Annotated in this window: 20 protein-coding genes; all 20 read right to left on the reverse strand. The window is 38.2% G+C overall.

The genetic code is table 11. The annotated features are described in order from the left end of the window. Window positions 1–5 precede the first annotated feature (5 nt). Window positions 6–2,075: a polyribonucleotide nucleotidyltransferase gene (locus MOQ65_RS03070; RefSeq protein WP_257846595.1), complete on the reverse strand. Its 2,070-nt coding sequence runs from the start codon at window positions 2,073–2,075 to the stop codon at window positions 6–8. 231 nt (window positions 2,076–2,306) lie between these two features. Further along, window positions 2,307–2,573, reverse strand: coding sequence for a 30S ribosomal protein S15 (gene rpsO, locus MOQ65_RS03075; protein WP_005386879.1), 267 nt, complete (start codon window positions 2,571–2,573; stop codon window positions 2,307–2,309). 165 nt (window positions 2,574–2,738) lie between these two features. Then, on the reverse strand, window positions 2,739–3,536 hold the full coding sequence (locus tag MOQ65_RS03080; protein WP_024066235.1) for an ABC transporter ATP-binding protein: 798 nt from the start codon (window positions 3,534–3,536) through the stop codon (window positions 2,739–2,741). Window positions 3,537–3,546: 10 nt separating this feature from the next. Continuing rightward, window positions 3,547–4,419 carry an ABC transporter permease gene (locus tag MOQ65_RS03085; RefSeq protein ID WP_024066234.1) on the reverse strand — a complete coding sequence of 291 codons (873 nt, stop codon included), beginning with the start codon at window positions 4,417–4,419 and terminating at the stop codon, window positions 3,547–3,549. 14 nt (window positions 4,420–4,433) lie between these two features. Beyond that, the gene (locus MOQ65_RS03090) at window positions 4,434–5,411 is read right to left on the reverse strand and encodes an ABC transporter substrate-binding protein (protein WP_119206686.1); all 978 of its coding nucleotides are present in this window, start codon (window positions 5,409–5,411) and stop codon (window positions 4,434–4,436) included. Window positions 5,412–5,435: 24 nt separating this feature from the next. Continuing rightward, window positions 5,436–6,413, reverse strand: coding sequence for an ABC transporter substrate-binding protein (locus MOQ65_RS03095; RefSeq protein ID WP_257846596.1), 978 nt, complete (start codon window positions 6,411–6,413; stop codon window positions 5,436–5,438). Window positions 6,414–6,544: 131 nt separating this feature from the next. Further along, window positions 6,545–6,922, reverse strand: a complete 378-nt coding sequence (locus MOQ65_RS03100; protein WP_257846597.1) for a hypothetical protein — start codon at window positions 6,920–6,922, stop codon at window positions 6,545–6,547. 50 nt (window positions 6,923–6,972) lie between these two features. Beyond that, window positions 6,973–8,364, reverse strand: a complete 1,392-nt coding sequence (locus tag MOQ65_RS03105; RefSeq protein ID WP_105094262.1) for an aminopeptidase — start codon at window positions 8,362–8,364, stop codon at window positions 6,973–6,975. Between the two features lie 70 nt (window positions 8,365–8,434). Next, window positions 8,435–9,418, reverse strand: coding sequence for a 3'-5' exonuclease (locus tag MOQ65_RS03110; RefSeq protein ID WP_060924698.1), 984 nt, complete (start codon window positions 9,416–9,418; stop codon window positions 8,435–8,437). 4 nt (window positions 9,419–9,422) lie between these two features. After that, window positions 9,423–10,463, reverse strand: coding sequence for a glycosyltransferase family 9 protein (locus MOQ65_RS03115; RefSeq protein WP_257846598.1), 1,041 nt, complete (start codon window positions 10,461–10,463; stop codon window positions 9,423–9,425). Beyond that, entirely contained in the window at window positions 10,463–11,482 is a 1,020-nt protein-coding gene (locus tag MOQ65_RS03120; RefSeq protein WP_024066227.1) for a glycosyltransferase family 9 protein, read from the reverse strand. Before MOQ65_RS03120 ends, MOQ65_RS03115 begins: the two co-directional genes overlap by 1 nt. A gap of 92 nt (window positions 11,483–11,574) precedes the next feature. Then, window positions 11,575–12,069, reverse strand: coding sequence for a D-glycero-alpha-D-manno-heptose-1,7-bisphosphate 7-phosphatase (locus MOQ65_RS03125; protein ID WP_257846599.1), 495 nt, complete (start codon window positions 12,067–12,069; stop codon window positions 11,575–11,577). Next, window positions 12,069–13,034 carry an ADP-glyceromanno-heptose 6-epimerase gene (gene rfaD, locus MOQ65_RS03130; protein ID WP_005386892.1) on the reverse strand — a complete coding sequence of 322 codons (966 nt, stop codon included), beginning with the start codon at window positions 13,032–13,034 and terminating at the stop codon, window positions 12,069–12,071. Before rfaD ends, MOQ65_RS03125 begins: the two co-directional genes overlap by 1 nt. Next, window positions 13,031–14,509 carry a D-glycero-beta-D-manno-heptose-7-phosphate kinase gene (rfaE1, locus tag MOQ65_RS03135; RefSeq protein WP_257846600.1) on the reverse strand — a complete coding sequence of 493 codons (1,479 nt, stop codon included), beginning with the start codon at window positions 14,507–14,509 and terminating at the stop codon, window positions 13,031–13,033. The genes rfaD and rfaE1 overlap by 4 nt, the downstream gene beginning before the upstream one ends. 93 nt (window positions 14,510–14,602) lie before the next feature. Next, on the reverse strand, window positions 14,603–15,172 hold the full coding sequence (gmhA, locus tag MOQ65_RS03140) for a D-sedoheptulose 7-phosphate isomerase (protein ID WP_257846602.1): 570 nt from the start codon (window positions 15,170–15,172) through the stop codon (window positions 14,603–14,605). Beyond that, on the reverse strand, window positions 15,172–16,098 hold the full coding sequence (locus tag MOQ65_RS03145) for a dipeptidase (RefSeq protein ID WP_257846603.1): 927 nt from the start codon (window positions 16,096–16,098) through the stop codon (window positions 15,172–15,174). The genes gmhA and MOQ65_RS03145 overlap by 1 nt, the downstream gene beginning before the upstream one ends. Window positions 16,099–16,123: 25 nt before the next feature. Beyond that, a complete protein-coding gene (nrdR, locus tag MOQ65_RS03150; RefSeq protein ID WP_105081086.1) occupies window positions 16,124–16,600 on the reverse strand; it encodes a transcriptional regulator NrdR in 477 nt (158 codons plus the stop codon). Window positions 16,601–16,798: 198 nt separating this feature from the next. Then, entirely contained in the window at window positions 16,799–20,245 is a 3,447-nt protein-coding gene (locus MOQ65_RS03155) for a pyruvate carboxylase (protein ID WP_257846606.1), read from the reverse strand. 285 nt (window positions 20,246–20,530) lie between these two features. Then, window positions 20,531–21,877, reverse strand: coding sequence for a M18 family aminopeptidase (locus MOQ65_RS03160; RefSeq protein ID WP_257846607.1), 1,347 nt, complete (start codon window positions 21,875–21,877; stop codon window positions 20,531–20,533). Window positions 21,878–22,111: 234 nt separating this feature from the next. Then, window positions 22,112–23,512 (reverse strand): anion permease, encoded by a 1,401-nt coding sequence (locus MOQ65_RS03165; RefSeq protein ID WP_105094253.1) that lies wholly within the window; start codon window positions 23,510–23,512, stop codon window positions 22,112–22,114. Window positions 23,513–23,648: the final 136 nt, after the last annotated feature.

A 23,648-nucleotide genomic window follows, 5' to 3' on the forward strand; every position in this document is an offset into this window, starting at 1 on the left:
ACCTCTTATTTTAAACAATCTTTACGGGACAAGTTGATACGGCCTTGTTTATCGATTTCGATAACTTTTACCATAATCTCATCGCCTACATTTACTACGTCTTCTACATTTTCAACGCGTTCTTTCGCAAGTTTGGAAATGTGTACAAGACCTTCTTTACCTGGTAATACTTCTACAAAAGCACCGAATGCCATCAAACGAGTTACTTTACCAAGGTATACTTCACCTACTTCAACTTCTTTAGTAAGGTTTTCAATGATTTGTTGTGCTTTAGCAGCACCATCTTGATCTACAGAAGCGATGAATACTGTGCCATCATCTTCGATGTCGATTTTTGCACCTGTTTCGTCAATGATACCACGAATTACTTTACCGCCAGAACCAATTACATCACGAATCTTATCTGGATCAATTTTCATTGTAATAATACGTGGAGCGTATTGAGACATTTGTTCACGTGGTTCAGCAATTGTATCAAGCATGATACCCATGATATGCATACGGCCTTTATGAGCTTGTTCTAATGCTTCATGAAGGATTTCACGAGACAAACCGGAAATCTTGATATCCATTTGAATAGCAGTTACACCTTTTGCTGTACCAGCCACTTTAAAGTCCATGTCGCCAAGAGCATCTTCCATGCCTTGGATATCAGTTAAGATTGTATAGTGTTCGCCTTGAGTTACGAGACCCATAGCGATACCAGCTACAGGAGCTTTAATAGGTACACCAGCATCCATCAAGGATAATGTGGAACCACATACAGATGCCATGGAGCTAGAACCATTGGATTCCAATACTTCAGATACTAAGCGCAATGCATATGGGAATTCTTCTTCACTAGGAATTACAGGTACCAATGCACGTTCAGCCAACGCACCATGACCAATTTCACGGCGACCAGGACCACGAGAGGAACGAGTTTCACCTACGGAGAAGGATGGGAAATTATAGTGGTGAATGTAACGTTTTTCTGTTTCTAAACCAATGCCATCAATTGTTTGAGTTTCAGACAATGGGGCTACAGTAGCAACGTTCAATACTTGAGTTTGACCACGAGTAAATAAGCCAGAACCATGTGTACGAGGTAATACACCTGTACGGCAAGAGATTGGACGAACTTCATCAAGTTTACGGCCATCTGGACGGATTTTTTCTACTGTAATCATATGACGCACGATTTCTTTTGTCATTGCGTCAAATGCTTTATTTACATCCGCCAAGTTATCTGGGTAGATTTCTTCAAAGTGAGCTAATACATCGGCACGTACTTCGCTTTCTTGCGCATCACGTTGTTGTTTATCTGCACAACGAACTGCTGCATCAAGTTTATCATGACCATAGGCACGAACTGCATCCGCAATTTCAGAAGGTACGTCTTTGCTTTCAAATACGCGTTTTTCCTTGCCCACTTTTGCTTTCATATCTTCTTGGAAAGCTACGATTTTTTTGATTTCTTCATGAGCTGCCATGATGACTTCAAGAATAGTTTCTTCTGGAACCTCTTGAGCACCACCTTCAACCATGAGGATAGCATCTTTTGTACCAGCTACAACAATGTTAAGATCTGTTGCTTCTAATTGTTCTTTTGTTGGGTTTACAACAAATTCACCGTTGATACGACCCATGCGAACGCCTGCAATAGGACCATTCCAAGGAATATCAGAAATAGATAAAGCAGCGGAAGCGCCAATCATACCACAGATTGCTGGATCACAATCTTGATCAACGGACATAACTGTTGCTACTACGTGTACTTCATTACGTACACCTTTATCAAATAATGGACGAATAGGACGGTCAATCAAACGGCTATTCAAAATCGCAGATTCAGGTGGACGTGCTTCACGTTTAATGAAGCCACCTGGTAAACGACCAACAGCGTACATTTTTTCTTCATAGTCTACTGTAAGTGGGAAGAAGTCGATATCCTTCGCCTCTTTAGAACCTGTAGCGGTAACGAGTACACGAGTATCACCGTAACCAACCATTACGGCACCGCCAGCTTGTTTTGCAAGTTCCCCAGTCTCGATCGTAAGCGTACGACCAGCTAGGTCCATTTGGAATTGTTCCATTCCTATTCCTCCTAAAAATCTTCTTATATGTATACCTTCTTATTATATATCATCAATAAAAAATAAGCTAATTATTATAGCAACTAGCACAATAAAAAAGGACAGAGTTGCCGCTCTGTCCTTTTTTTGTGTTGCCACAATTGAATATCGGCATTCGTTTCCCTTTGCCTAACGTTATTATAACATAGAGAAATAAAATAAAAAAGCCGTCCAAAAGGACGGCTAATTTTATTATTTACGAAGACCAAGACGTTCGATAAGGGAACGGTAACGTTCGATATCTTTACGACGAAGGTAGTCAAGCATGTTACGGCGTTGACCAACTAATTTCAACAAACCACGACGGGAATGATGGTCTTTTTTGTGTTCTTTCAAGTGATCTGTTAAGTATTGGATGCGGCTTGTTAAAATCGCAACTTGTACTTCTGGAGAACCAGTGTCACCTTCATGAGTAGCGTATTCTTTAATTACTGCTAATTTAGCTTCTGTAGTTAACATTAATGTTACCTCCTAAAAAAATAAATAATCCCGATAAGCTTAAGTAACCGTTGGAGATTCGAATACTTCGCTTACGATATGTCTTACGACCTTATTTAGTATACAGTATCTTCCTTAACTTGTAAAGGTATGTCATAAATAAAAGAGGGCTTATGCCCTCTTCTATTATTTCGCACCTAGCACCATGCGGTCGCTCAATGCGTTTTCCCCAGCTACTTCAAATTTTTGTAATAAATCGGCAACTGTTAATTTTTTCTTTTCTTCCCCTTTTACATCATAGATAATGCGGCCAGCATCCATCATGATAAGGCGATTACCAAAGCGCAATGCATCACGCATGTTATGGGTAATCATGAGAGTCGTTAAGTTATGTTCAGCAACTAGTTTATCAGTCAATTGCAAAACATTTTCTGCTGTCTTAGGGTCAAGAGCCGCTGTATGTTCGTCAAGTAATAAAAGTTCAGGACGAAGCATAGTAGCCATCAACAATGTAATGGATTGGCGTTGACCACCAGATAATAAGCCCATACGAGCAGATAAGCGATCTTCAAGGCCTAAACCTAATAGTGCAAGGCGTTCTTTGAAGAAAGCTTGTTCGCTATCTTTGAAAGCCCATTTAAGGCCTAAGTTTTTACCACGGCGCATAGCAAGGATCAAGTTTTCCTCAATTTGCATATTGCCTGCAGTACCAACCATAGGATCTTGGAATACACGACCAATGTATTTAGCACGTTTGTATTCAGGCATTTTTGTGACATCAATATCATTGATTGTAATGGAACCTTCATCTACCGGGAATACACCAGCGATGGAGTTTAGCAATGTACTTTTACCAGCACCATTACCACCGATTACAGTACAGAAATCGCCTTCTTCTAAACGAAGATCAATACCTTGAAGAGCAGTTTTTTCATTGATTGTGCCCTTAAAGAAGGTTTTTACCATATTTTTTACTTCTAACATAGTGTCCTCCTTAGCGAGCCAACCATTTTGCTTTCAATGTAGGCAAGGAAAGCGCGATGGCAACAAGAATAGCAGTAAATAATTTCAAGTCGTTTGGTGGCATACCCATATAGAGTACAGCCGCAATAACGATACGATATACGATAGAACCAAGTACTACAGCGATAAGGCTACGTACGAAGGATTTTGTACCAAATACTACCTCACCGATAATTACGGAAGCCAAACCGATTACGATAGTACCAATACCCATACCTACGTCGGCAAAGCCTTGGAATTGGCCAATCAATGCACCAGACATACCAACAAAACCGTTGGAAATCAAAAGACCTAAAACGATCATGTTGTCAGTATTTACACCTTGAGCACGAATCATTTGAGGGTTAACACCTGTTGCACGTAATGCTGTACCAATTTCAGTACCGAAGAACCAGAATAGTAATAAGCAAACTACAACAGCTACGATGATACCTACGATAGCTGCAGACCACATGTTTGCTGTGTGAAGTACACTACCGATGATTGTATAAATTGTATCCATACGAAGCAAGGATACATTAGCTTTACCCATAATATGAAGATTAATGGAGTATAAAGCAATCATTGTTAAGATACCAGCTAGCAATGCAGGTATCTTCAATTTTGTATGAATCCAACCTGTTACAGCACCTGCGGCCATACCGCCAATGCCGGCAATCAAGATAGATAGGATTGGGTTCATACCACTTGTAATTAAAATTGCAGAAATGGCTGCCCCCATTGGAAACGTACCTTCTACAGTTAAGTCAGCCACATCTAATACACGGAAGGTGATGAAAACACCAACCGCTAACAAAGACCATAAAAGGCCAGTTGTTATGGTGCCTACCACTAAATCTAACATCAAAATCTCCTCTATTATTTCATATCTTTACGAAGTGCTTCAGGAATTGTAATACCTAATTTTTTAGCACGTTCTTCATTCACAGTTAACTTAATATCTTTTTGTGTTTCAATAGCTAAATCAGAGATTTTAGCTTCACCAGAAAGCACTTTTGCCGCCATTAAACCAGTTTGATAACCTAATTTATAGTAGTCAACAGAATATGTTGCCACACCACCAGTCATTGTCATACCTTCATCGGCAGCAAATACTGGAATTTTAGCAGCATCAGTAATTTGAGCTAAGTTAGCCATAGCAGATGCTAATACATTATCAGTTGGTGTATAAATAGCTTGTACATCTTGGTTCACAAGATTTGTAGCCGCTTGTTGGATATCATTTACGTTAGATACAGTTGCTTCTACAACAGTGATACCTTTAGTAGCTGCATAGGCTTTCATTTTTTCAACTTGAAGTTGGGAATTGATTTCAGAAGATGTGTAAATAGCACCAATACGTTTTACATTTGGTACTAACGCAATAATAAGATCAACCTCTTTTTCTACAGGTGTCATATCAGATGTCCCAGAAACATTACCACCTGGATGTTCGTTAGATTGAACAAGTTTTGCTGTAACGTAATCTGTAATAGCAGTACCCATGATAGGAATATCATGAGATGCGTTTGCCATAGTTTGTGCAGCTGGCGTTGCAATGGCTAATACTAAATCCTTTTTATCAGATACAAAACGTTGAGCAATACTATTTAAATTAGATTGGTCAGCTTGAGCATTTTGTTGGTCTAATTTGATGTTTTCCCCATCTTTATAACCTTTAGATGCAAGGCCATCAACAAAGCCTTTATTCGCGGCATCAAGAGATGGATGTTCTACCAATTGAATAACGCCGATTTTCTTTTGATCATTAGTTGCTGTGTTGGAACCGCAACCAGCTACCATAGCCATAATAGAGATAGCACTAAGTGCTACTGCAATACCTTTTTTCCAGTTCATATGTAACTCCTTACCAGTTCTGTATTAAATCATAGTTGCTTTGTTCATCAACTCTTCTGGTAATGTGATGCCCAATTTTTGTAATTTATCTTTACTTACAACTAATTTAAATTCTTTTTGCATTTCAATAGGCATATCTTCAACTTTAGCTTCACCAGTTAAAATTTTAGCTGCCATTAAACCTGTTTGGTATCCAAGTTTGTAGTAATCTACGGACAAGGACATTACAGCACCACCTTTTACGTGGTTATCTTCGCCGCCAAATACAGGAATTTTTGCTGGGTCGGTAATCGCTACAAGATTGCTCATCGCAGAAGCTACTACATTATCTGTTGGCACATAAATTGCATCTACATGTTGAGAAACAAGATTTTGTGCTGCTTGTTGAATATCGTTTACGTTAGAAACGGTAACCTCTTCAACCTTAACACCTTTTGTAGCTGCATAAGCTTTCATTTTTTCAACTTGAATTTGAGAATTTACTTCACTAGAACTATAAATAGTACCGATAGTTTTTGCGTTCGGCAATACTTGTAAAATTAAATCAACTTGTTGTTCTACTGGGTTCATATCAGATGTACCAGATACATTACCACCTGGTTTTTCATTAGATTTAACAAGTTTTGCTGCTTCGTAATCAGTAATAGCAGTACCCAAGATTGGAATATCATGAGTTGCATTCGCCATAGATTGAGCTGCCGGTGTAGCAATGGCTAAAATTAAGTTTTTACGATCAGATACAAAGCGCTGTGCAATGCTATTCAAATTAGATTGATCAGCTTGTGCATTTTGTTGGTCAAAAGTGATTTTATCAGCTAAGCCTTTCTCTTTTAGAGCATCAACAAAACCTTTATTTGCAGCATCAAGTGCAGGATGTTCTACCAGTTGTACTACACCAACCTTGTATTCACCATTAGATGTTGTTCCATTGGGGCCACAGCCTGTAAATGCCATCAATGCTGCCGCCGTGAGCGCTAGGGCAATACCTTTTTTTAAGTTCATGGGGATTTCCTTCCTATCTGCAATGACTATAATACATCTATTATAAACAAATTTCTTTACTACATCAATGTAGCAGATTAAAGTATTTTACATTTGTCCATTTATAGGACACATAAAAATGTGAAATCCTCTTATTTTTCAAGAGATGCTAACATGTCTTCTGTTAAATCATTAGCTGCTAAAATATAGTCTTTAAGGGTCCCTTTATCAAGAGCTACCTTCATAACGGGCACTTCAAATGGATCGAGGATGACACACATTAAAATTTCACCCGTTACATAATAACCAACTACAGCCTCCCCTTCTTCAGGATCTAATGTTTCACGCTTTACCGTTACACAGTATGGTTTCATGACCTGTGCTGCAGCTTTTGCTACCTCTTCACGATTAGCAATATATTCTTCAGCCTTTGTTTCAGGAATATCAAAAATATCGACTTTTACAGTCTTAACCTCTATTGCCTCTCCCTTCGCTGCCTCTATGGCTGCGCCTAAATCTGTTTGATTCATATATACCTCACATAGAATGGACTTTCACCAATGGTGAAAGCCCCATAATTTTAGATTGATTCATCAGCTGCATTTAAGAATGCCACATAGCATTGTTTTGCTTCGTAAATATCCGCCTTAGATGTAACCTCCCATGGAGCATGCATACTAAGCACAGCCACACCACAGTCGATAACATTCATACCGTATAAGGCCATGATATAAGCAATGGTACCACCACCGCCGAGATCAACCTTGCCAAGCTCTGCAGTTTGATATGTTACATTGTTAGATTCCATGACACGACGAATAAAGCCCATATATTCAGCATTGGCATCATTAGAACCAGCTTTACCACGAGAGCCTGTAAATTTATTAAATACAACCCCCATACCTAAGTAAGATGCATTTTTCTTTTCGAATGCAGATGCATATAAAGGATCATAGCCAGCGCTAACATCGGAAGATAACATACGAGAATTTTCCAATGTGCGTCGTACACTTACAGAATTAGGTTTACCCATAAGTGTGAGAACTTCTGCTACTGCATTTTCAAAGAAACGAGATTGCATACCAGTGGCGCCTACAGAACCGATTTCTTCTTTATCTACAAGCAAGCAACAAGTACTACGTTTAACATTGTCTACTTCAAGCATAGCTACTAAGGATGTGTACGCGCATACGCGATCGTCTTGACCATAGGCCATAACCATGGAGCGGTCAAAGCCCATATCACGAGCCTTACCTGCTGGTACAATTTCGAGCTCTGCAGATAATAAATCACGTTCTACAAAGCCATATTCTTTTTCAAGAAGGTTGTTAATAAATTTAGTTACCCCTTCTTTTTCTTCATCTTTTACAGGACGACTGCCTATGAGTAAATCAAGAGCTTCCCCTTCAATTACCTTAGCTGCATTCTTTTGCATTTGCTCTTGTCCCAAATGCGGTAACAAATCTGTAATGCAGAATACAGGATCATTTTCGTTATCCCCAATATTGATGTTGATACGAGTACCATCTGTTTTTACTACAACGCCATGAATAGCAAGAGGCATAGCAACCCAATGGTATTTTTTAATGCCTCCATAGTAATGAGTATCCCAAAACACAAGATTGCTATCTTCATATTGTGGGTTTTGTTTTACATCGATACGTGGAGAGTCAATATGAGCACCTAAGATATTCATACCCAATTCAATATCATCAGTACCAATATTAAATAAAGCAATGGATTTATCCATATGTGTGTAATAAAGCTTGTCCCCAGCTTTGATTGGTGTATTGGATTTAATAATATCTTTTAAATTTACATATCCTTTTGCTTCTGCAAATTCAACGGCCTGTACAACACATTCACGTTCTGTTTTACCATTATCTAAAAATTGACGATATGTATCACTTAAGGCATATACCTTTTCCATAGTGGCATCGTCGTAATTATGCCATGCATATTTGCGTTCCATAATCTATCCTTTCTAAATGCTCACAAGCTAATAATTAAGAAACTATAGATGTGAACAGGAATTAATAAAATTATTTTTGGCGGTCCTTTTCTAGTTCCGCCCGGCGAAATTCCAAATATTTTCGCTCTTTCTCTCGATTAATTTCAGACTTCTGAGTATATAGAGAACGAATTTCGTCCGTACAATGCGTTAATACCTTTGTAACGTAGAATTTAGTACTACCGGACTTAATCGTATATTTTCCAACTTTAAGTTGCACTGCAAAATCGCCATGTTTAGGACAAACGCCTATAGCGAGATGCTTATCACCTTGCAATCGTTCTGGCCGCGTCATTTCCAAGCGGGTCTGACAATACGGGCAGAATGATAATCGAACCCTTCTATCATGAACAATGCGCTTCTTTTCAGGGAAGTTCTCATACATAAAGAACGTTAAAATTGGTGGATATAAGAAAGGATTACTACTTTCCTTTCGAATTAGATCATAATGTAAAATACCTTGTTGTATATCTAGCTTTTGACATATATGAGCCGTAAATACAGCATCATGTAATGCATTATGAGCAGATAAATGCTCCGTAGATATATTTAGGTCCTCCATGGCATGAGCCACAGAATACTGTTGACTCGTACCATATCGCTGATAAGCATAAATCATCTGTGCATCTACCCATTGATCATAAGATAAAGCTTTCATCCTATGAAGCATTAGATTTTCACGCAATATGAGAATGTCATCAGACCCCCAAGATAACAACATATACTCATCACCACACCAGTTTTGAAAGTGCTGCATAGCCGTCTTAAAGGGCACACCATGATCGAGTTCTCGTGATGTAATACCTGTCAATTCACGGACATGTTTATGCATCCGTGGCAGGTATTGTGGTTTGATGAACATTGTAAAATGATCTACAATGTCCATCTTTTCATTCAGTTTTACCGCTCCGATTTGAATGATTTCCCCTGTTAGTGGCATTTTTGTGCGCTTCATAAAGCTAATGTCATTGCTATAGGGTTGATTCCACTCTAAATCAAATACAATATAGTTCATATGTTTATTTCGATTCTGAAAGCAACGTTTCCGCCGCTTTAATAACCTGTTCTTCAGAAATTACAGATAACCCTTTGTAATTTCCTTCTTTAATAATTTTTTTCATGCTTTTACCAATCTCGTATGAATCCATCGTTTCTAGAACGATAGCATGAGCTTGGTACGGACCATAAAAGAATGGATTTGATGGACCGTAAAGCGCCACAATTGGCACCTTTTGGCTGATTGCTACATGCATAGGACCAGAGTCATTTGTAATCAATAAATTACAGCGACTCATAGCCGCCGCCAATGGTCCTAACTGGAATTTTCCAGTAGCAACAATCGGTTTCGTTTCCATTTGTTCCACTACAGGTTGCACCATTTCGAGATCCATAGGGCCACCAAAGAATACCGTCTTATACCCTAAACGACCGAAATGATCAGCTACATGAGCAAATCGTTCAGCAGGCCAGCGCTTCTCAGGAACAGCACTACCAATATTAAAACCGATAAGTGTATCACTATCTGTTAAACCATGACTAACATAGAACTCCTGAGCCTCACGGCGCCATTCCTCACAAGTTTCAATCTGTAAACCAGAGTTAGAAATATCCGTTACACCTAATTGTTCTAGTACATTGATGTACATATCTGCAGCGTGGCGAGTTTTACGGTCTAAACGCGTATACTTTGTCATAAATGGTCTAAATAAAAAATGACTCATACCAGTCGTAATGGGCGCATGAATCTTCCAGGCTAAATAGGAAGTACGTTCATTGGGGTGTAAATTGATAACGATATCAGGTTTACCCTTTGCATTAATCTCTCGAGCTACCTCATTGAGCCCAGAAATACTATTATGACGCCCTTTTTTATCTACTACAATCAGTTCATCAATATTTGGATTATATTGCATCACTTGTTGCAGTTTTTCATCTATTACATACGTAATATGGCTATGTGGAGCAGCTTTACGTAGCACCTCTAGGAATGGAGTCGTTAAAATAACATCACCTAAGTGCATGAGAAAGGTGACCACAATGCGCTTATAATCTAGTTCCATTATAGTTCCTTTCCAATTACTTGCTCATATACAGACCACACAGCATCTACAGGAATTTGAGCCATACAATCAGGATCATCTACTAATGGCTGTTCAGGTGTAGCCTTTGAAGTCGGTGAAATAATAAGATGTACGTGGCTACCGCCATATGGCCCAGTTCGTTTTGGAGATGTGGTTCCAAATAAAGCAATCAAAGGCCGCTTTAGAGCATTAGCAATATGCAAAGGCCCCGTATCAGCACTGATGAAAATTTCACAGTGACGAATCAACTCAATTAGCTCTGGCATGGATGTAGATCCCACTAGGTTGATGAGATTCTTATTTTTTACATAGTTTTCTATGAAAGCTCCTTTTTCTGCATCATCTGGAGCACCAGCAATAACAACTTTTTTACCAGATTCACATAAGCGGATACATAGCTCGCCAAAGTTAAGAAGTGGCCACTCCTTAACAATCCAACGAGCACCTGGTACAACTACTACATATTCATCTTCTACACCATGAGATTGTAACTTATGCTTAACGGACTTCTCCGCCTCCACATAAGCAGGCATAGGAAACTCTACACCTTCTACATCGCCGCCAAGAGCACGTACGGTATCGAGGTATCGTTCGATAACATGATCGTATTTATGTTCACCAACAAGTGCTTTATTAACTAAATTACTGCCTTCACGAAGCTCCCAGTAACCATATTTTTCAGGTGCACCAGATAATAATGATACAATGGCGCTCTTTGCAATACATTGAAGGTCTAAAGTCATATCAAAATGACGGCTATGTAAATCCTTACGTAACTGCCATAGATAAGCAGGCTTTTTAAGTTGTTTCTTGTCGATAATGATTACATCATCTACCCATGGTTTACCAGGTAGGAGACTCTCAAATTGTTCATGAATAGCCCATGTAATATGCGCATTAGGCCAATTTTTACGCACTGCATACAAGGTAGGCAATGCATGAATTACATCACCTAAAGAACTCATCTTAATGATGAGTATATTCTTGTAATCTTTCATATAGCCTCCCAAAATACAACACCACAACTAAAAAGCCTCATAACACCGTTGAATCTGATTTACTCTAAAGTAAGCGTAAAATAAATAATGAGCTAAATAATAGTCTTAATAAAATCTAACAAATTTGTACCTGTAAATAGATAGCCTTTTACACCAGCCGCTTCTGCTGCATCAACATCGCGCTGACTATCGCCAATAAGGAAACTACTTTTAGGGTCTACATCATAATCCTTAATAGCTTGATTAATCATACCAGGCTTTGGCTTTCTACATTCACAATCGACAGCATAAAGAGGGACAGAGCCTTCTTTATGGTGAGGGCAATAATAAAAATGTAAAATTGGTGCCCCACTATAATCAAGTTCATGAGCCATGTGATCATGTAAAATCTGAACATCAGATTCCTTATAATAACCTCTAGCTACACCACTTTGATTTGTCACTACAATGAGATCATAGCCCTTGCTATACGCATAAGCTAGTGCTTCTTTAGCTCCATCTACCCATTCTAAATCGCTGATTTTATATAAATAGCTAACATCTTTATTGATAACACCATCGCGATCTAAAAATAATACCTTACGCATTAACGTAAATATCCTTCATTATTATCGAGTAGTTCACAATATTCTTTAACGGCATCTTCCATTTTATGGAACCCTTTGTCATAACCAGCAGCCAACAATTTAGTAGTATCAGCCTCAGTAAAGCTTTGGTATTTACCTTTTAATACCTCAGGGAACGGAATATATTCAATTTTGCCTTTACCGTTGTAGTCAATAACAGCTTGCATAAATTGGTTAAAGCTATGAGCATTACCTGTACCACAGTTAAAAGTACCAGAAATTTCAGGGTGTTCCCAGAAATAGAAGTTTACATTAACTACGTCTTTAACATAGATAAAGTCACGTGTTTGACCACCATCTTCGTAGCCATCTGTACCTTCAAATAGATTGATAATACCAGTTTCTTTATTTTTGTAGAACATTTGACGAACTAATGAAGCCATTTTATCTTTATGAGCCTCATTAGGACCATATACGTTAAAGTAACGTAAGCCTACTACTTGAGCTGTATATTCACCTTCATATTTTCGTACATAGCGATCGAACAACAATTTGGAGTACGCATATGGGTTAAGTGCTTCTTCAGCTTCTGGTTTTTCTACGAAACCATTGGTACCATTACCATAAGTAGATGCAGAGGATGCATAGATAAATGGAATACGACGGTCTTGGCAATAGTGGAATAGATTTTTAGAACCTTCATAGTTATTCTTCATCATGTATTTGCCATTATATTCCATTGTATCCGCACAAGCACCTTCGTGGAATACAACTTCGATAGGACCTACATCAAATGTACCATCAGCGATAGCACAATCAAAATCATCACAATCGATATAATCCAAGAATTCTAAATTTTGAATATTTCGGATTTTACGACCATCTGTAAGATCATCAACAATAAGAATATCTGTACGACCACGGTCATTTAATGCTTTTACAATGTTACTACCGATAAAACCAGCACCGCCTGTTACGATAATCATAATTTACCCTCCTTAGCCATAGTAGCTATTTTCCCTACAATATCTGATGTAGAGTAACCTTCTTTAAATGAAAGTACCTCTACATGATCTACGGACTCACGTCCAACAATATCTTCTATTTTATAATCGCCGCCCTTAACTAGCGTATTAGGACGTAAATAAGCTAATAGTTCAGCTGGTGTATCCTCTTCGAATAAAACCACACCATCGATACAACGCAACGCACTTAATAATGCTGCGCGATCTTCTTCACTTACGATGGGACGTGTTTCGCCCTTTAGACGTCTAACAGAAGCATCGGAATTCAAACCAATAATTAGATGGTCACCTAATTGAGCTGCCTCTTGTAAGTACGTAATATGTCCACGATGAAGAATGTCAAAGCAACCATTTGTAAACACAACAGTTTCACCCTTGTTTTGCCATTGTGTAATAAGCTGTTTCATCTCTTCTTTTGTGTATAAAGGCTTCGATTGAACACTATGCTTATAGGAATGCCATAAATCCAATAGTTCAGAACGATGAATTGGATATGTACCAACCTTGGATACGACAATGCCTGCTGCACCATTTGCAATATGTAATGCTAAACGCATAGATAAGCCGCTCGCAAGGCATGTCATCATCATAGATACAACCGTATCGCCTGCACCACTTACATCAAATACCTCTTGTTGTGTAGCCGGATTATGCCATGTACGGCCATCCTTTGCAATAACAGTAATCCCTTTTGCGGAACGAGTAGCCACAATGTACTCTAAATCAACATTAGCCAGTACTGACTTAGCGGCTTCAACAATAGTGGCATCATCATTTTCTAATTTACGGCCCACACATTCACCAAGCTCTTTTACATTCGGTGTAATGCAGGTGGCGCCATTATATTTAGACCAGTCTGAACCCTTAGGATCTACAATCGTTTGTACGCCATACTCCTTAGCTAAACTAAAGATTTTTTTTAGCAATGTTGGTGTACAAACACCTTTACCATAGTCAGAAACAACAATACCGTCGATACCTACTTTGCAGAGATTTTCTAACCATGTAGAGAGTTTCTGTTCCTCATGAGACGTCAAATCTGTTATGGTTTCAAAATCAAGACGCATCATTTGTTGACGATCACCTAAGATACGCATTTTAGTAATGGTAGAACGATCATCACTCGTTAATAAACCTGTTGTATCAATCTTATCAGCCTTTAGCAATTGTTGTAATAAACGACCATGGTCATCATTACCAGCAATAGCACCAAGATATACTGTGCAATCTAAATTTGATAAGTTTGACGCAACATTACCAGCGCCACCAAGCACTTCTTTCATCTTTGCCACGCGGTTTACAGGAACCGGTGCTTCCGGAGAAATACGACTTACATCACCAAAAACATAACGATCTACCATCACATCACCTATAACGGCAATCTTTAGATTGGGTAGTTGTTTTGTCAAAAATTGATTAATGGTAGCATTTATCATAATCCACCTATTCCTTACCCCAATGACATGTGCGCTTGATTAAAATAAGAATTAAATCAGCACCACATATATGTATCACGTATAACCTAAAGGTTAATAATCCTCTTCAATAAGTTCGCACATAATGTGCCCAGCCAAAATATGCATTTCTTGAATGCGAGCTGTTACATTACTAGGAATTGCTAATGTAATGTCACATAATTCGGCTAATTTACCGCCGCCTTCACCAGTGAAAGCAATAGTATGCATACCAATAGAACGAGCCATTTCTGCAGCTTTTACAACATTCTTGGAGTTCCCAGATGTAGAAATCCCAATGAGAACGTCACCTGTACGGCCTAAGCCCTCTACTTGACGTGCAAAAACAGATTCAAAATCATAGTCATTTGCAATAGCTGTTAATGCAGATGTATCAGTAGTCAATGCAATACCTGCAAGAGAGCGTCGTTCCTTTTTAAAGCGACAAATCAATTCAGCTGCTAAATGTTGAGAATCAGCAGCAGAACCGCCATTACCACAGAACAAAATTTTATTGCCATTCTCTAGAGCCGCCTTACAGCGATATGCAATCTCTTGAATGGTATCCATATGCTCCATTGTCTTACCAAAGACTTCCAAATGCTCCGTAAAACGATCTGCAATGATTGGATTTAAATCAGTCATTATAAAATCTCCTTTAACAGTCTATCTGCATTTTTCCAGAATAATTTTTCACATTGTTCCACAGATAAACCAGCTTCTTTAAATGCATCGTATAATCGATACATTTCAGAAGTGTCTTTAATTTCTGTATCCGGCTTAATACCATCAAAATCGGTTCCTAATGCAACTACATCCTCCCCGCCTTTATTGATAAGATATAAACCATGATTTACGATATCTTCAATTCGACTTATCGGTGATGTGCCTAAAAAAGATTGGGCAAAGTTAAGGCCTATCACACCACCCTTATCAGCAATAAGCTTAATCAAATTATCTGGTAGATTTCTAGTATGGGCTGTAACTTCACGTGCATTGGAGTGTGATGCTACAAATGGTACATCTAAAATATCTCCTAATTGCTCAGTACCAGCATCATTCAGATGAGAACAATCGACGATTATCCCTAAATCTTGCATAGCCTCTACAAATTCAACGCCTTTTGATGTCAATTTTTTATGCTGCTCACCACAATGTGGCTCACCCAGTCCATTTGGATAATTCCAGGTAAGCGTAATAAGTCGAACCCCATCTTGATAAGCTTGTTTAAGTTTATCTAAGTCACCACCTAGTACGCCGCCCTCTTCAATAGACATGAGAGCTCCAATCTTGCCAGTCTCATATACAGACTCTACATCTTGATAAGAGAGCACATGTTGTATGTGCTCTCCATAGTGATGAATTTGTGATGTACATAAATTACGCATCGCTTCATAACGACCATAAGGGTCATTTGTGTCACCAAGATTGATAAATAATGCAAAATCCTGCACCTTGCTGTGAGCCTTTTGTAATTTTTCTATATCGATTTTCCAAGTATTACGATACAAATCTCCATTACTAGGATAATCTATTAACTTCATAATCGTATCGCAGTGTAAATCTATCATAAAGCCTCACATATACTATTAGTAATTAACTACGTTTTGGTTTTTTAGCATCTAGTTTTTTTAATGCTTTCAGTTCTTCCATAAAGCTATCAATATTATCAAACTTACGATATACGCTGGCAAAGCGAACGTATGCAACTTGGTCGATATCTTTTAATTGTTGCAATACAAGTTCACCTATACGATCAGTAGTCACCTCTTGGTTGATTTCATTACGAATATCGCGCTCTACATCATTCACTACTTGTTCCATCACAGACATTGGTACGGTACGTTTATCACAAGAGCGCAATAGACCATTTAATAATTTACCGCGATCAAATAATTCACGACGTCCGTTTTTCTTTAATACCATAAGTGGTACTTCTTCTATAATTTCATAGGTAGTAAAGCGACGGCCACAATTGATACATTCGCGGCGACGGCGAATACTATTACCTTCATCAGTCGTTCTAGAGTCTGTTACCTTCGTGTCTGTGTGTTGGCAATAAGGACATCTCATCTGTTACTACTCCTTTTTTAATAATCACTCTAAAATAGTGCATAATACGCCCATTTTCTCTACTATATATAGTACCATGAAAGCCTTTAAAATACAAAGAATCCCTAGGATTTCCTAGGGATTCTTCCATTATTCTAGAGCATTTTATGTTATGAAATACTTTAGAAATAATATTTTTAATTTTATCTACTATTCTAACTATCGTTTAGGAGCATCTTCAACGCGAAGCAAGCAGTCGCCAGATTCGATGCGGCTACCTTCACGAACTAGGATTTCTTCTACGATACCATCGATAGGAGCAGTAATTGTAGTTTCCATCTTCATCGCTTCTGTAACGATCAATGGCTCACCTTTAGCTACAGATTGACCATTTTTAACGAGAATCTTAACAACGGAACCAGACAATGTAGCACCAATTTCACCAGGGTTAGATTCATCCGCTTTACGACGAACAACGCCAGTAGTCTTAGCATGTTTATCATGAACTTTAATACCACGAGGTTGACCATTGAACTCGAACAATACGATACGGTTACCATCTTCATCTGGTTCAGATAAGCCGTTCATTTTGATGATAAGTGTTTTACCTTTTTCGATAGTTACTTGAATTTCTTCGCCCCGTTTCATACCGAAAAAGAATGTTGGAGTATCAAGTACAGATACATTACCAAAGTCTTTTTTAAATTTATTGTAATCTTGGTAAACCTTAGGGTACAAGCAGTATGCACTGACATCTTCATCAGTTGTTTGAGCACCCATTTCACTCAATTCATTGCGAACATGTTCAAAGTCTGTTGGAGGCAATACTGCACCTGGACGAACTGTGATTGGTTTTGCACCTTTCAAGATAATTTTTTGTAACTCTTCAGGGAATCCTTGGTATGGAGTGCCAAGACGACCTTCAAAGAATTCAACTACGGATTGAGGGAAGTCTAATACATCGCCCTTTTCGTAAATATCTTTTTCAGTCAAGTTATTTTGTACCATGTACAATGTCATATCACCTACAACTTTAGAGGATGGCGTTACTTTGATGATATCACCAAACATCATGTTTACTTGGTGGTACATTTTCTTAATATCAGCCCAACGATCACCAAGGCCTACCATCTTAGCTTGTTGTTGCAAGTTGGAATATTGACCACCTGGCATTTCATGTTGATATACTTCAGTGTTAGGATATGCTTCTGCTTTATCTACACCTTTGTAGTAAGGACGAATGCTGCCAAAGTAATGCGACATTTCTTCCATGTAATCAATGTTCATTTCAGGTTGACGGTCATGTCCACTCAATGCATAGTACATGGAGTTCATGCTAGGTTGAGATGTACCATTAGCAAATGCAGAGTATGCTAAGTCGATAACGTCTACACCAGCATCTACAGCGCGACCATAGGAATAGATAGCATTGCCAGAACCTTCATGTGTATGTAAATGAATCGGTACAGTAACAGCATCTTTTAAGGCAGATACAAGATTATAAGCAGCTTGAGGTTTCAATAAACCAGCCATATCTTTGATAGCAATAATATTAGCACCCGCTTTTTCAAGCTCTTTAGCCATATTTACATAGTAGTCTAAATTGTATTTAGGACGGTTGCTATCAAGAATATCTCCTGTATAGCACAATGCTACTTCAGCAATTTTGTTTTGTGCACGAACTTCATCAATAGCTACATGCATATTATCAAGGCTATTTAAGCTATCGAATACACGGAATACATCAATACCATTAGCAGCAGCACGTTGGATAAATTGACGAACTACATTATCTGGATAAGATGTGTAACCTACAGCATTAGCGCCACGAATAAGCATTTGAAGTAATGTATTAGGCACTTCGCGACGGAACATACGTAAGCGTTCCCATGGATCTTCATGTAAGAAACGATAGGATACGTCGAATGTAGCACCGCCCCAACATTCCAAGGAGAATAAGTTAGGAACGCCTTTTGCAGCACGACCAGCTACGCGTGCCATATCAATGGTACGTAAACGTGTAGCAAATAAGGATTGGTGAGCATCACGCCATGTTGTATCTGTAAAGAATACTTGTTTTTGATCAGATAACCATTTACTGAAGCCTTCTGGTCCTAATTCATCAAATTTTTGTTTTGTACCAGCTGCTGGAGATACATCTAAATCAGATGGCATTTGAATTGGTTCAAAATCAGGTACCACTTGAGGACCTGCACCAGAGTAGCCATTGATTGTTACGTCAGCGATGTAACGTAATAATTTAGTACCACGATCGCGGTCTGGTTTTAATTCAAACAATTCTGGATGGTCTTCAATGAAGTTAACAGTGTAGTTACCGCTTTGGAATTCAGGATTTTCAAGAACGTTAATCAAGAAGTGAATATTAGTTTTAACGCCACGAATACGGAATTCTTTTAAACAACGAAGCATTTTACGAATAGTTTCTTCGTTGTTAGGACCGAATGCAGTCGCTTTTACAAGCAAGGAATCATAGTAAGGTGTTACTACGGCACCTGTGAAAGCATTACCAGAGTCTAAGCGGATACCAAAGCCACCGGAGCTACGATATGCCAAGATTTTACCTGTATCAGGCATGAAGTTATTTTTAGGGTCTTCTGTAGTGATACGACATTGGATTGCAGTACCTTTACAAGGAACTTCATCTTGTGCTGGAATACCTACTTCTGGGCTATGTAAGTCATAACCTTCAGCAATACGGATTTGAGAATGAACGATATCAATATCTGTAATCATTTCTGTTACAGTATGTTCTACTTGGATACGAGGGTTAACTTCGATGAAATAGAAGGAGCCATCAGCAGTTACCAAGAATTCTACAGTACCCGCATTAACGTAGCCAACATTTTTCATAATTTTTACAGCTGCATCACATACGGCTTTACGAGTTTCCAATGGCAATGCAAAAGCTGGAGCCATTTCAACAACCTTTTGGTGACGACGTTGTACAGAGCAATCACGTTCATGTAAATGAACTACATTACCATGTTCATCACCTAAGATTTGTACTTCAATATGTTTAGGTTCAACAATAAGTTTTTCTACATATACATCATCATCGCCAAAGGCAGCTTTCGCTTCAGATTTTGCGCGATCATATGCATCACGAAGATCTTCTTTGCGATGAACCTCACGCATACCACGGCCGCCGCCGCCATTTACGGCTTTGATCATCAATGGGAAACCATGAGTATTTGCAAATTCTTCTAATTGTTCAAAATCACGCAATGCCCCATCAGAACCTGGAATCATTGGGATATCTGCCAATTTAGCTTGTGCACGAGCATTAACCTTATCGCCGAACATATTTAAATGTTCTACATGAGGTCCGATAAAGATGATACCTTCTTCACCGCAACGACGAGCGAACTCTTCGTTTTCAGACAAGAAACCATAACCTGGATGGATAGCATCAATATCATGTTCTTTTGCAATACGGATAATATCTTCAATATCAAGATATGCTTCAACAGGTTTTTTACCTTCCCCTACGAGATAGGCTTCGTCAGCTTGGTTACGGTGCAAGGATAATGTATCCTCTTTGGAGTAAATGGCTACAGTTTTAATGCCCATTTCATTACATGCACGGAACACGCGGATTGCGATCTCACCACGGTTGGCAACCAATACGGATTTAATTTTTCTCATGTATTGCCTCCTACTAGCTTCCACTAATGTGAACTATCAGCTTTCAATTTTATTAATATATGAATATTCCCTATACTTATAGTCAAAATAATATATTTGGATATCTCATCATTTTTTATGATGAGCATTATATTCATAATTACATATAACTATTATACAATATTTTCCACATATTTAAAGGATTATATTAATTACGAAATCATAAAATACATTAGTTGCTGTACATGACAAAAACTCATATGTCTTTTATCGATGCACATCGAACTAATTCTATATTCTACGTTATTAATCACCTAAGAAATGATTCATTAATCGATTAAGTTGCTCTTGATCATTTGCACCCATTAATTCCCGTACAGAATGCATCGCTAATAACGGTAAGCCCACATCCATTGTTCTCATTGGTAACATAGCAGATGAAATAGACCCAACTGTAGATCCACCAGGTATATCAGAACGATTTACATAAATTTGGTAATTTGCACCTGCTTCTTCACAAAGTCCCTTAACTATAGCAATTGCTCTTGCATCACCTGCATAAGATTGACTACATGCTATTTTAAGAGCCACCCCTTTATTAAGTGTAGGAATATTAGTGATATCATTTTTTTCAGGATAATTTGGATGCAAACCATGTGCTACATCAGAGGAAATCATGAATCCTTTTGAAATGAAACTATCCATCTCTTGATTAGAATATCCTAATGCATCATATACTCGTTTAATAAGGTTTGGTAAAAGCATCCCTGCTCCGCCCTGTTTAGTACGACTCCCTACCTCTTCATTATCAAAGAGAATAGCACAACGTACACCATCAGCATTAGCCTTACGAGCCTGAATAATCCCTGATAGTACACCAAAGCAAGATGTTAAATTATCTAGACGAGGCGCACTAATAAAATCGCCTTCAGTCCCTAATACACAGCCTTGTTCTGTTGGGTATAATGTCATTTCATAAGATAAAATTTCAGATGGATCACAGTTGACTTCATCAGCCAAGAACGTAGTCCACTCATCGTATTGAATATCAGATTCTGGGAATAAGCTTGGATTATTCCGATCATTTAAAGATTTACTAGAATTCTCCTTTTCCTTACGATCCATCATCAATATAGGAAGCATTTCCTTTTGGCGATTTAATTTAACACCATCATTAACGGAACGGTTCATATGTATAGCTAAGTTAGGAACGATTGCGATAGGACGTTTTGTATCAACTAATACAGAATCAACATCAAAGGCATTATCACCTTTTAATACGACTGTACCCGCAGCCCCTAAAGGACGATCAAGCCATGTATTTTCAATGAGGCCACCGTACATTTCCACATTTAACTTGGTATAACCTTTTACTGATGTAATAGGATTTGGTTTAACCCGAATTGCAGGAAAATCTGTATGTGCGGAGGCAATACGTAATGTGTGTTCTGGTTTCTTTCCTATATGAAAAGCAAACAAAGTAGTACCAAACACATTAACTACATAAGAACCAGAGTCTAATTGCCACTCATCGTCTAAATTAAGTTCTGTGAAACCTGAATCCAATAACATTTGTAAACTTGTATCTACTGTATGATACGGAGATGTACAAGCACCAATATATTTCAATAACTGTTCATTATCAAATTTCATAGATTCCTCCTATGTAAAATAATGATGCTATTCGTATATTCACCATGAATAGTTCATTTACGTATAATTTTACAACATATACATTAATAATATATTAACTGCTCTTATTTTATCACAAAAAAGCCGCCCCAAAGGGGACGGCTTTTCGTATATTTTGTAACCACACTATAATCAAACTATGACATATATAGTTTTTAATGTATTACAAGTATATAAAATTTTGGATATCTGGTCTTACCACATACCAATTGCTTTCATCCATACGGAACCAAGGCCCATAAAGATAATTAAGTTGATTACGGATGCGAAGAAACCTAGTTTCCACCATGTATTTTGAGGAACATAACCAGTATTGAAGATTACAGGAGATGGACCTGCAGCATAGTGAGTCAAAGACATACACAAGTTAGATGTGAATGCAATCATCAACAATGTCAACATTGGTGGTGCACCTGCAGAGATAGCAATTGCAGAGAATGCTACGAACATTGCAGAAATATGTGCAGTTAAAGATGCGAATACATAGTGGGAATATGTATTAATAAGTACAGCTATAACGAAGGCAATAATCCAAGATCCTTCTGGAATATAACCGCCTACAAGTACTGTTGCCCATTTGATGAAGCCCAATTTGGACAAGAAACCGGCAAAGCCCATTAATGTACCCATCCAAACTAATGTATCCCAAGCACCTTTTTCACTTTTAACATCGTCCCATACAAGAACACTTGTAGCAAGCAAAATAGAAATACCTAAGAATGCAACAGTTGTAGCATCAATTTTAGTAAATTGAGAAGTAGCCCATAATACTAAAGCCAAAACAAATACGCCTAGCATAACCCATTCTTGGAAAGACATTTTACCAAGGCCTTTTAACTCTTCTTTAATCATTTGTTGTGCTTCGCGGGCATCTGTAATTTCAGGTGGATATACTTTGTAAATAAAGTACGGCATAATGATCAATGCAATAATACCTGGCACGATGGCAGCCATAGCCCAATCACCCCATGTGATACCAATACCAAAAGATTGAAGCGCCAATGCTGCAACCAATGTGTTACCAGCCATGGATGTTTGGAACATAGCAGATGTAATTGTATTAACTTGATAAATAGATTGCATCAAGAAGGAACCAATTTTACGAGGACCATCTTGAGGTTCAGAACCGAACGCTTTTGCCAAGCTTGTAGTAATTGGCATGATAACACCACCTACACGAGCTGTATTAGATGGAGTTGCTGGAGCCAAAATTAAATCAGATAATGCTAATGCATAAGCCAAACGTAAGGAGCTACTACCAAAAGCAGCAATCAAATTATACGCAATACGTTTCCCCAAACCAGTTTTAATAAAGCCACGAGAGAATAAGAACGCACCTACGATTAACCAAATAGCAGAGTTAGCAAAACCAGAGATAGCTTCGCCGATTTTCAAAGTACCAGTCAAAGCCGCCACAGTAATTACAATGATAGATACGCCACCAATCGGTAATGGCTGAGTAATAAAGCCTACGATAGTAGCAACAAAGATGGCGAATAAATGCCAAGATTGAGGTGTTAAACCCTCAGGCGTTGGAATAAACCATAGGCCTATACCAAAGACCGCTGGAATAATCCAATTTAACAGTTTTTTCATACACATACCTCCTACATAGGAAAAAACTAAAATATATAACTGCTGAAATATCAAGGCATCGCAAGGTGACTATAAAACACATACTAAGCCCCCTATCATACGGTGTCTTCAGTATATATCAGTAGTATTTGAAATT

It is taken from the genome of Veillonella faecalis, from assembly GCF_024677885.1.
Taxonomy (GTDB): Bacteria; Bacillota; Negativicutes; order Veillonellales; family Veillonellaceae; genus Veillonella; species Veillonella nakazawae.

What these genes read in the sequence shown, in the direction of transcription:
- MOQ65_RS03165 (WP_105094253.1), bottom strand. Translation starts at nt 23,512, where the DNA reads ATGAAAAAACTGTTAAATTGGATTATTCCAGCGGTCTTTGGTATAGGC.
- MOQ65_RS03120 (WP_024066227.1), bottom strand. Translation starts at nt 11,482, where the DNA reads ATGAAAGATTACAAGAATATACTCATCATTAAGATGAGTTCTTTAGGT.
- MOQ65_RS03125 (WP_257846599.1), bottom strand. Translation starts at nt 12,069, where the DNA reads ATGCGTAAGGTATTATTTTTAGATCGCGATGGTGTTATCAATAAAGAT.
- MOQ65_RS03145 (WP_257846603.1), bottom strand. Translation starts at nt 16,098, where the DNA reads ATGATAGATTTACACTGCGATACGATTATGAAGTTAATAGATTATCCT.
- rpsO (WP_005386879.1), bottom strand. Translation starts at nt 2,573, where the DNA reads ATGTTAACTACAGAAGCTAAATTAGCAGTAATTAAAGAATACGCTACT.
- MOQ65_RS03115 (WP_257846598.1), bottom strand. Translation starts at nt 10,463, where the DNA reads ATGGAACTAGATTATAAGCGCATTGTGGTCACCTTTCTCATGCACTTA.
- MOQ65_RS03105 (WP_105094262.1), bottom strand. Translation starts at nt 8,364, where the DNA reads ATGGAACGCAAATATGCATGGCATAATTACGACGATGCCACTATGGAA.
- rfaE1 (WP_257846600.1), bottom strand. Translation starts at nt 14,509, where the DNA reads ATGATAAATGCTACCATTAATCAATTTTTGACAAAACAACTACCCAAT.
- nrdR (WP_105081086.1), bottom strand. Translation starts at nt 16,600, where the DNA reads ATGAGATGTCCTTATTGCCAACACACAGACACGAAGGTAACAGACTCT.
- MOQ65_RS03155 (WP_257846606.1), bottom strand. Translation starts at nt 20,245, where the DNA reads ATGAGAAAAATTAAATCCGTATTGGTTGCCAACCGTGGTGAGATCGCA.
- MOQ65_RS03070 (WP_257846595.1), bottom strand. Translation starts at nt 2,075, where the DNA reads ATGGAACAATTCCAAATGGACCTAGCTGGTCGTACGCTTACGATCGAG.
- MOQ65_RS03100 (WP_257846597.1), bottom strand. Translation starts at nt 6,922, where the DNA reads ATGAATCAAACAGATTTAGGCGCAGCCATAGAGGCAGCGAAGGGAGAG.
- MOQ65_RS03160 (WP_257846607.1), bottom strand. Translation starts at nt 21,877, where the DNA reads ATGAAATTTGATAATGAACAGTTATTGAAATATATTGGTGCTTGTACA.
- MOQ65_RS03095 (WP_257846596.1), bottom strand. Translation starts at nt 6,413, where the DNA reads ATGAACTTAAAAAAAGGTATTGCCCTAGCGCTCACGGCGGCAGCATTG.
- rfaD (WP_005386892.1), bottom strand. Translation starts at nt 13,034, where the DNA reads ATGATTATCGTAACAGGCGGTGCTGGTTTTATCGGTAGTAACATTGTA.
- gmhA (WP_257846602.1), bottom strand. Translation starts at nt 15,172, where the DNA reads ATGACTGATTTAAATCCAATCATTGCAGATCGTTTTACGGAGCATTTG.
- MOQ65_RS03090 (WP_119206686.1), bottom strand. Translation starts at nt 5,411, where the DNA reads ATGAACTGGAAAAAAGGTATTGCAGTAGCACTTAGTGCTATCTCTATT.
- MOQ65_RS03080 (WP_024066235.1), bottom strand. Translation starts at nt 3,536, where the DNA reads ATGTTAGAAGTAAAAAATATGGTAAAAACCTTCTTTAAGGGCACAATC.
- MOQ65_RS03110 (WP_060924698.1), bottom strand. Translation starts at nt 9,418, where the DNA reads ATGAACTATATTGTATTTGATTTAGAGTGGAATCAACCCTATAGCAAT.
- MOQ65_RS03085 (WP_024066234.1), bottom strand. Translation starts at nt 4,419, where the DNA reads ATGTTAGATTTAGTGGTAGGCACCATAACAACTGGCCTTTTATGGTCT.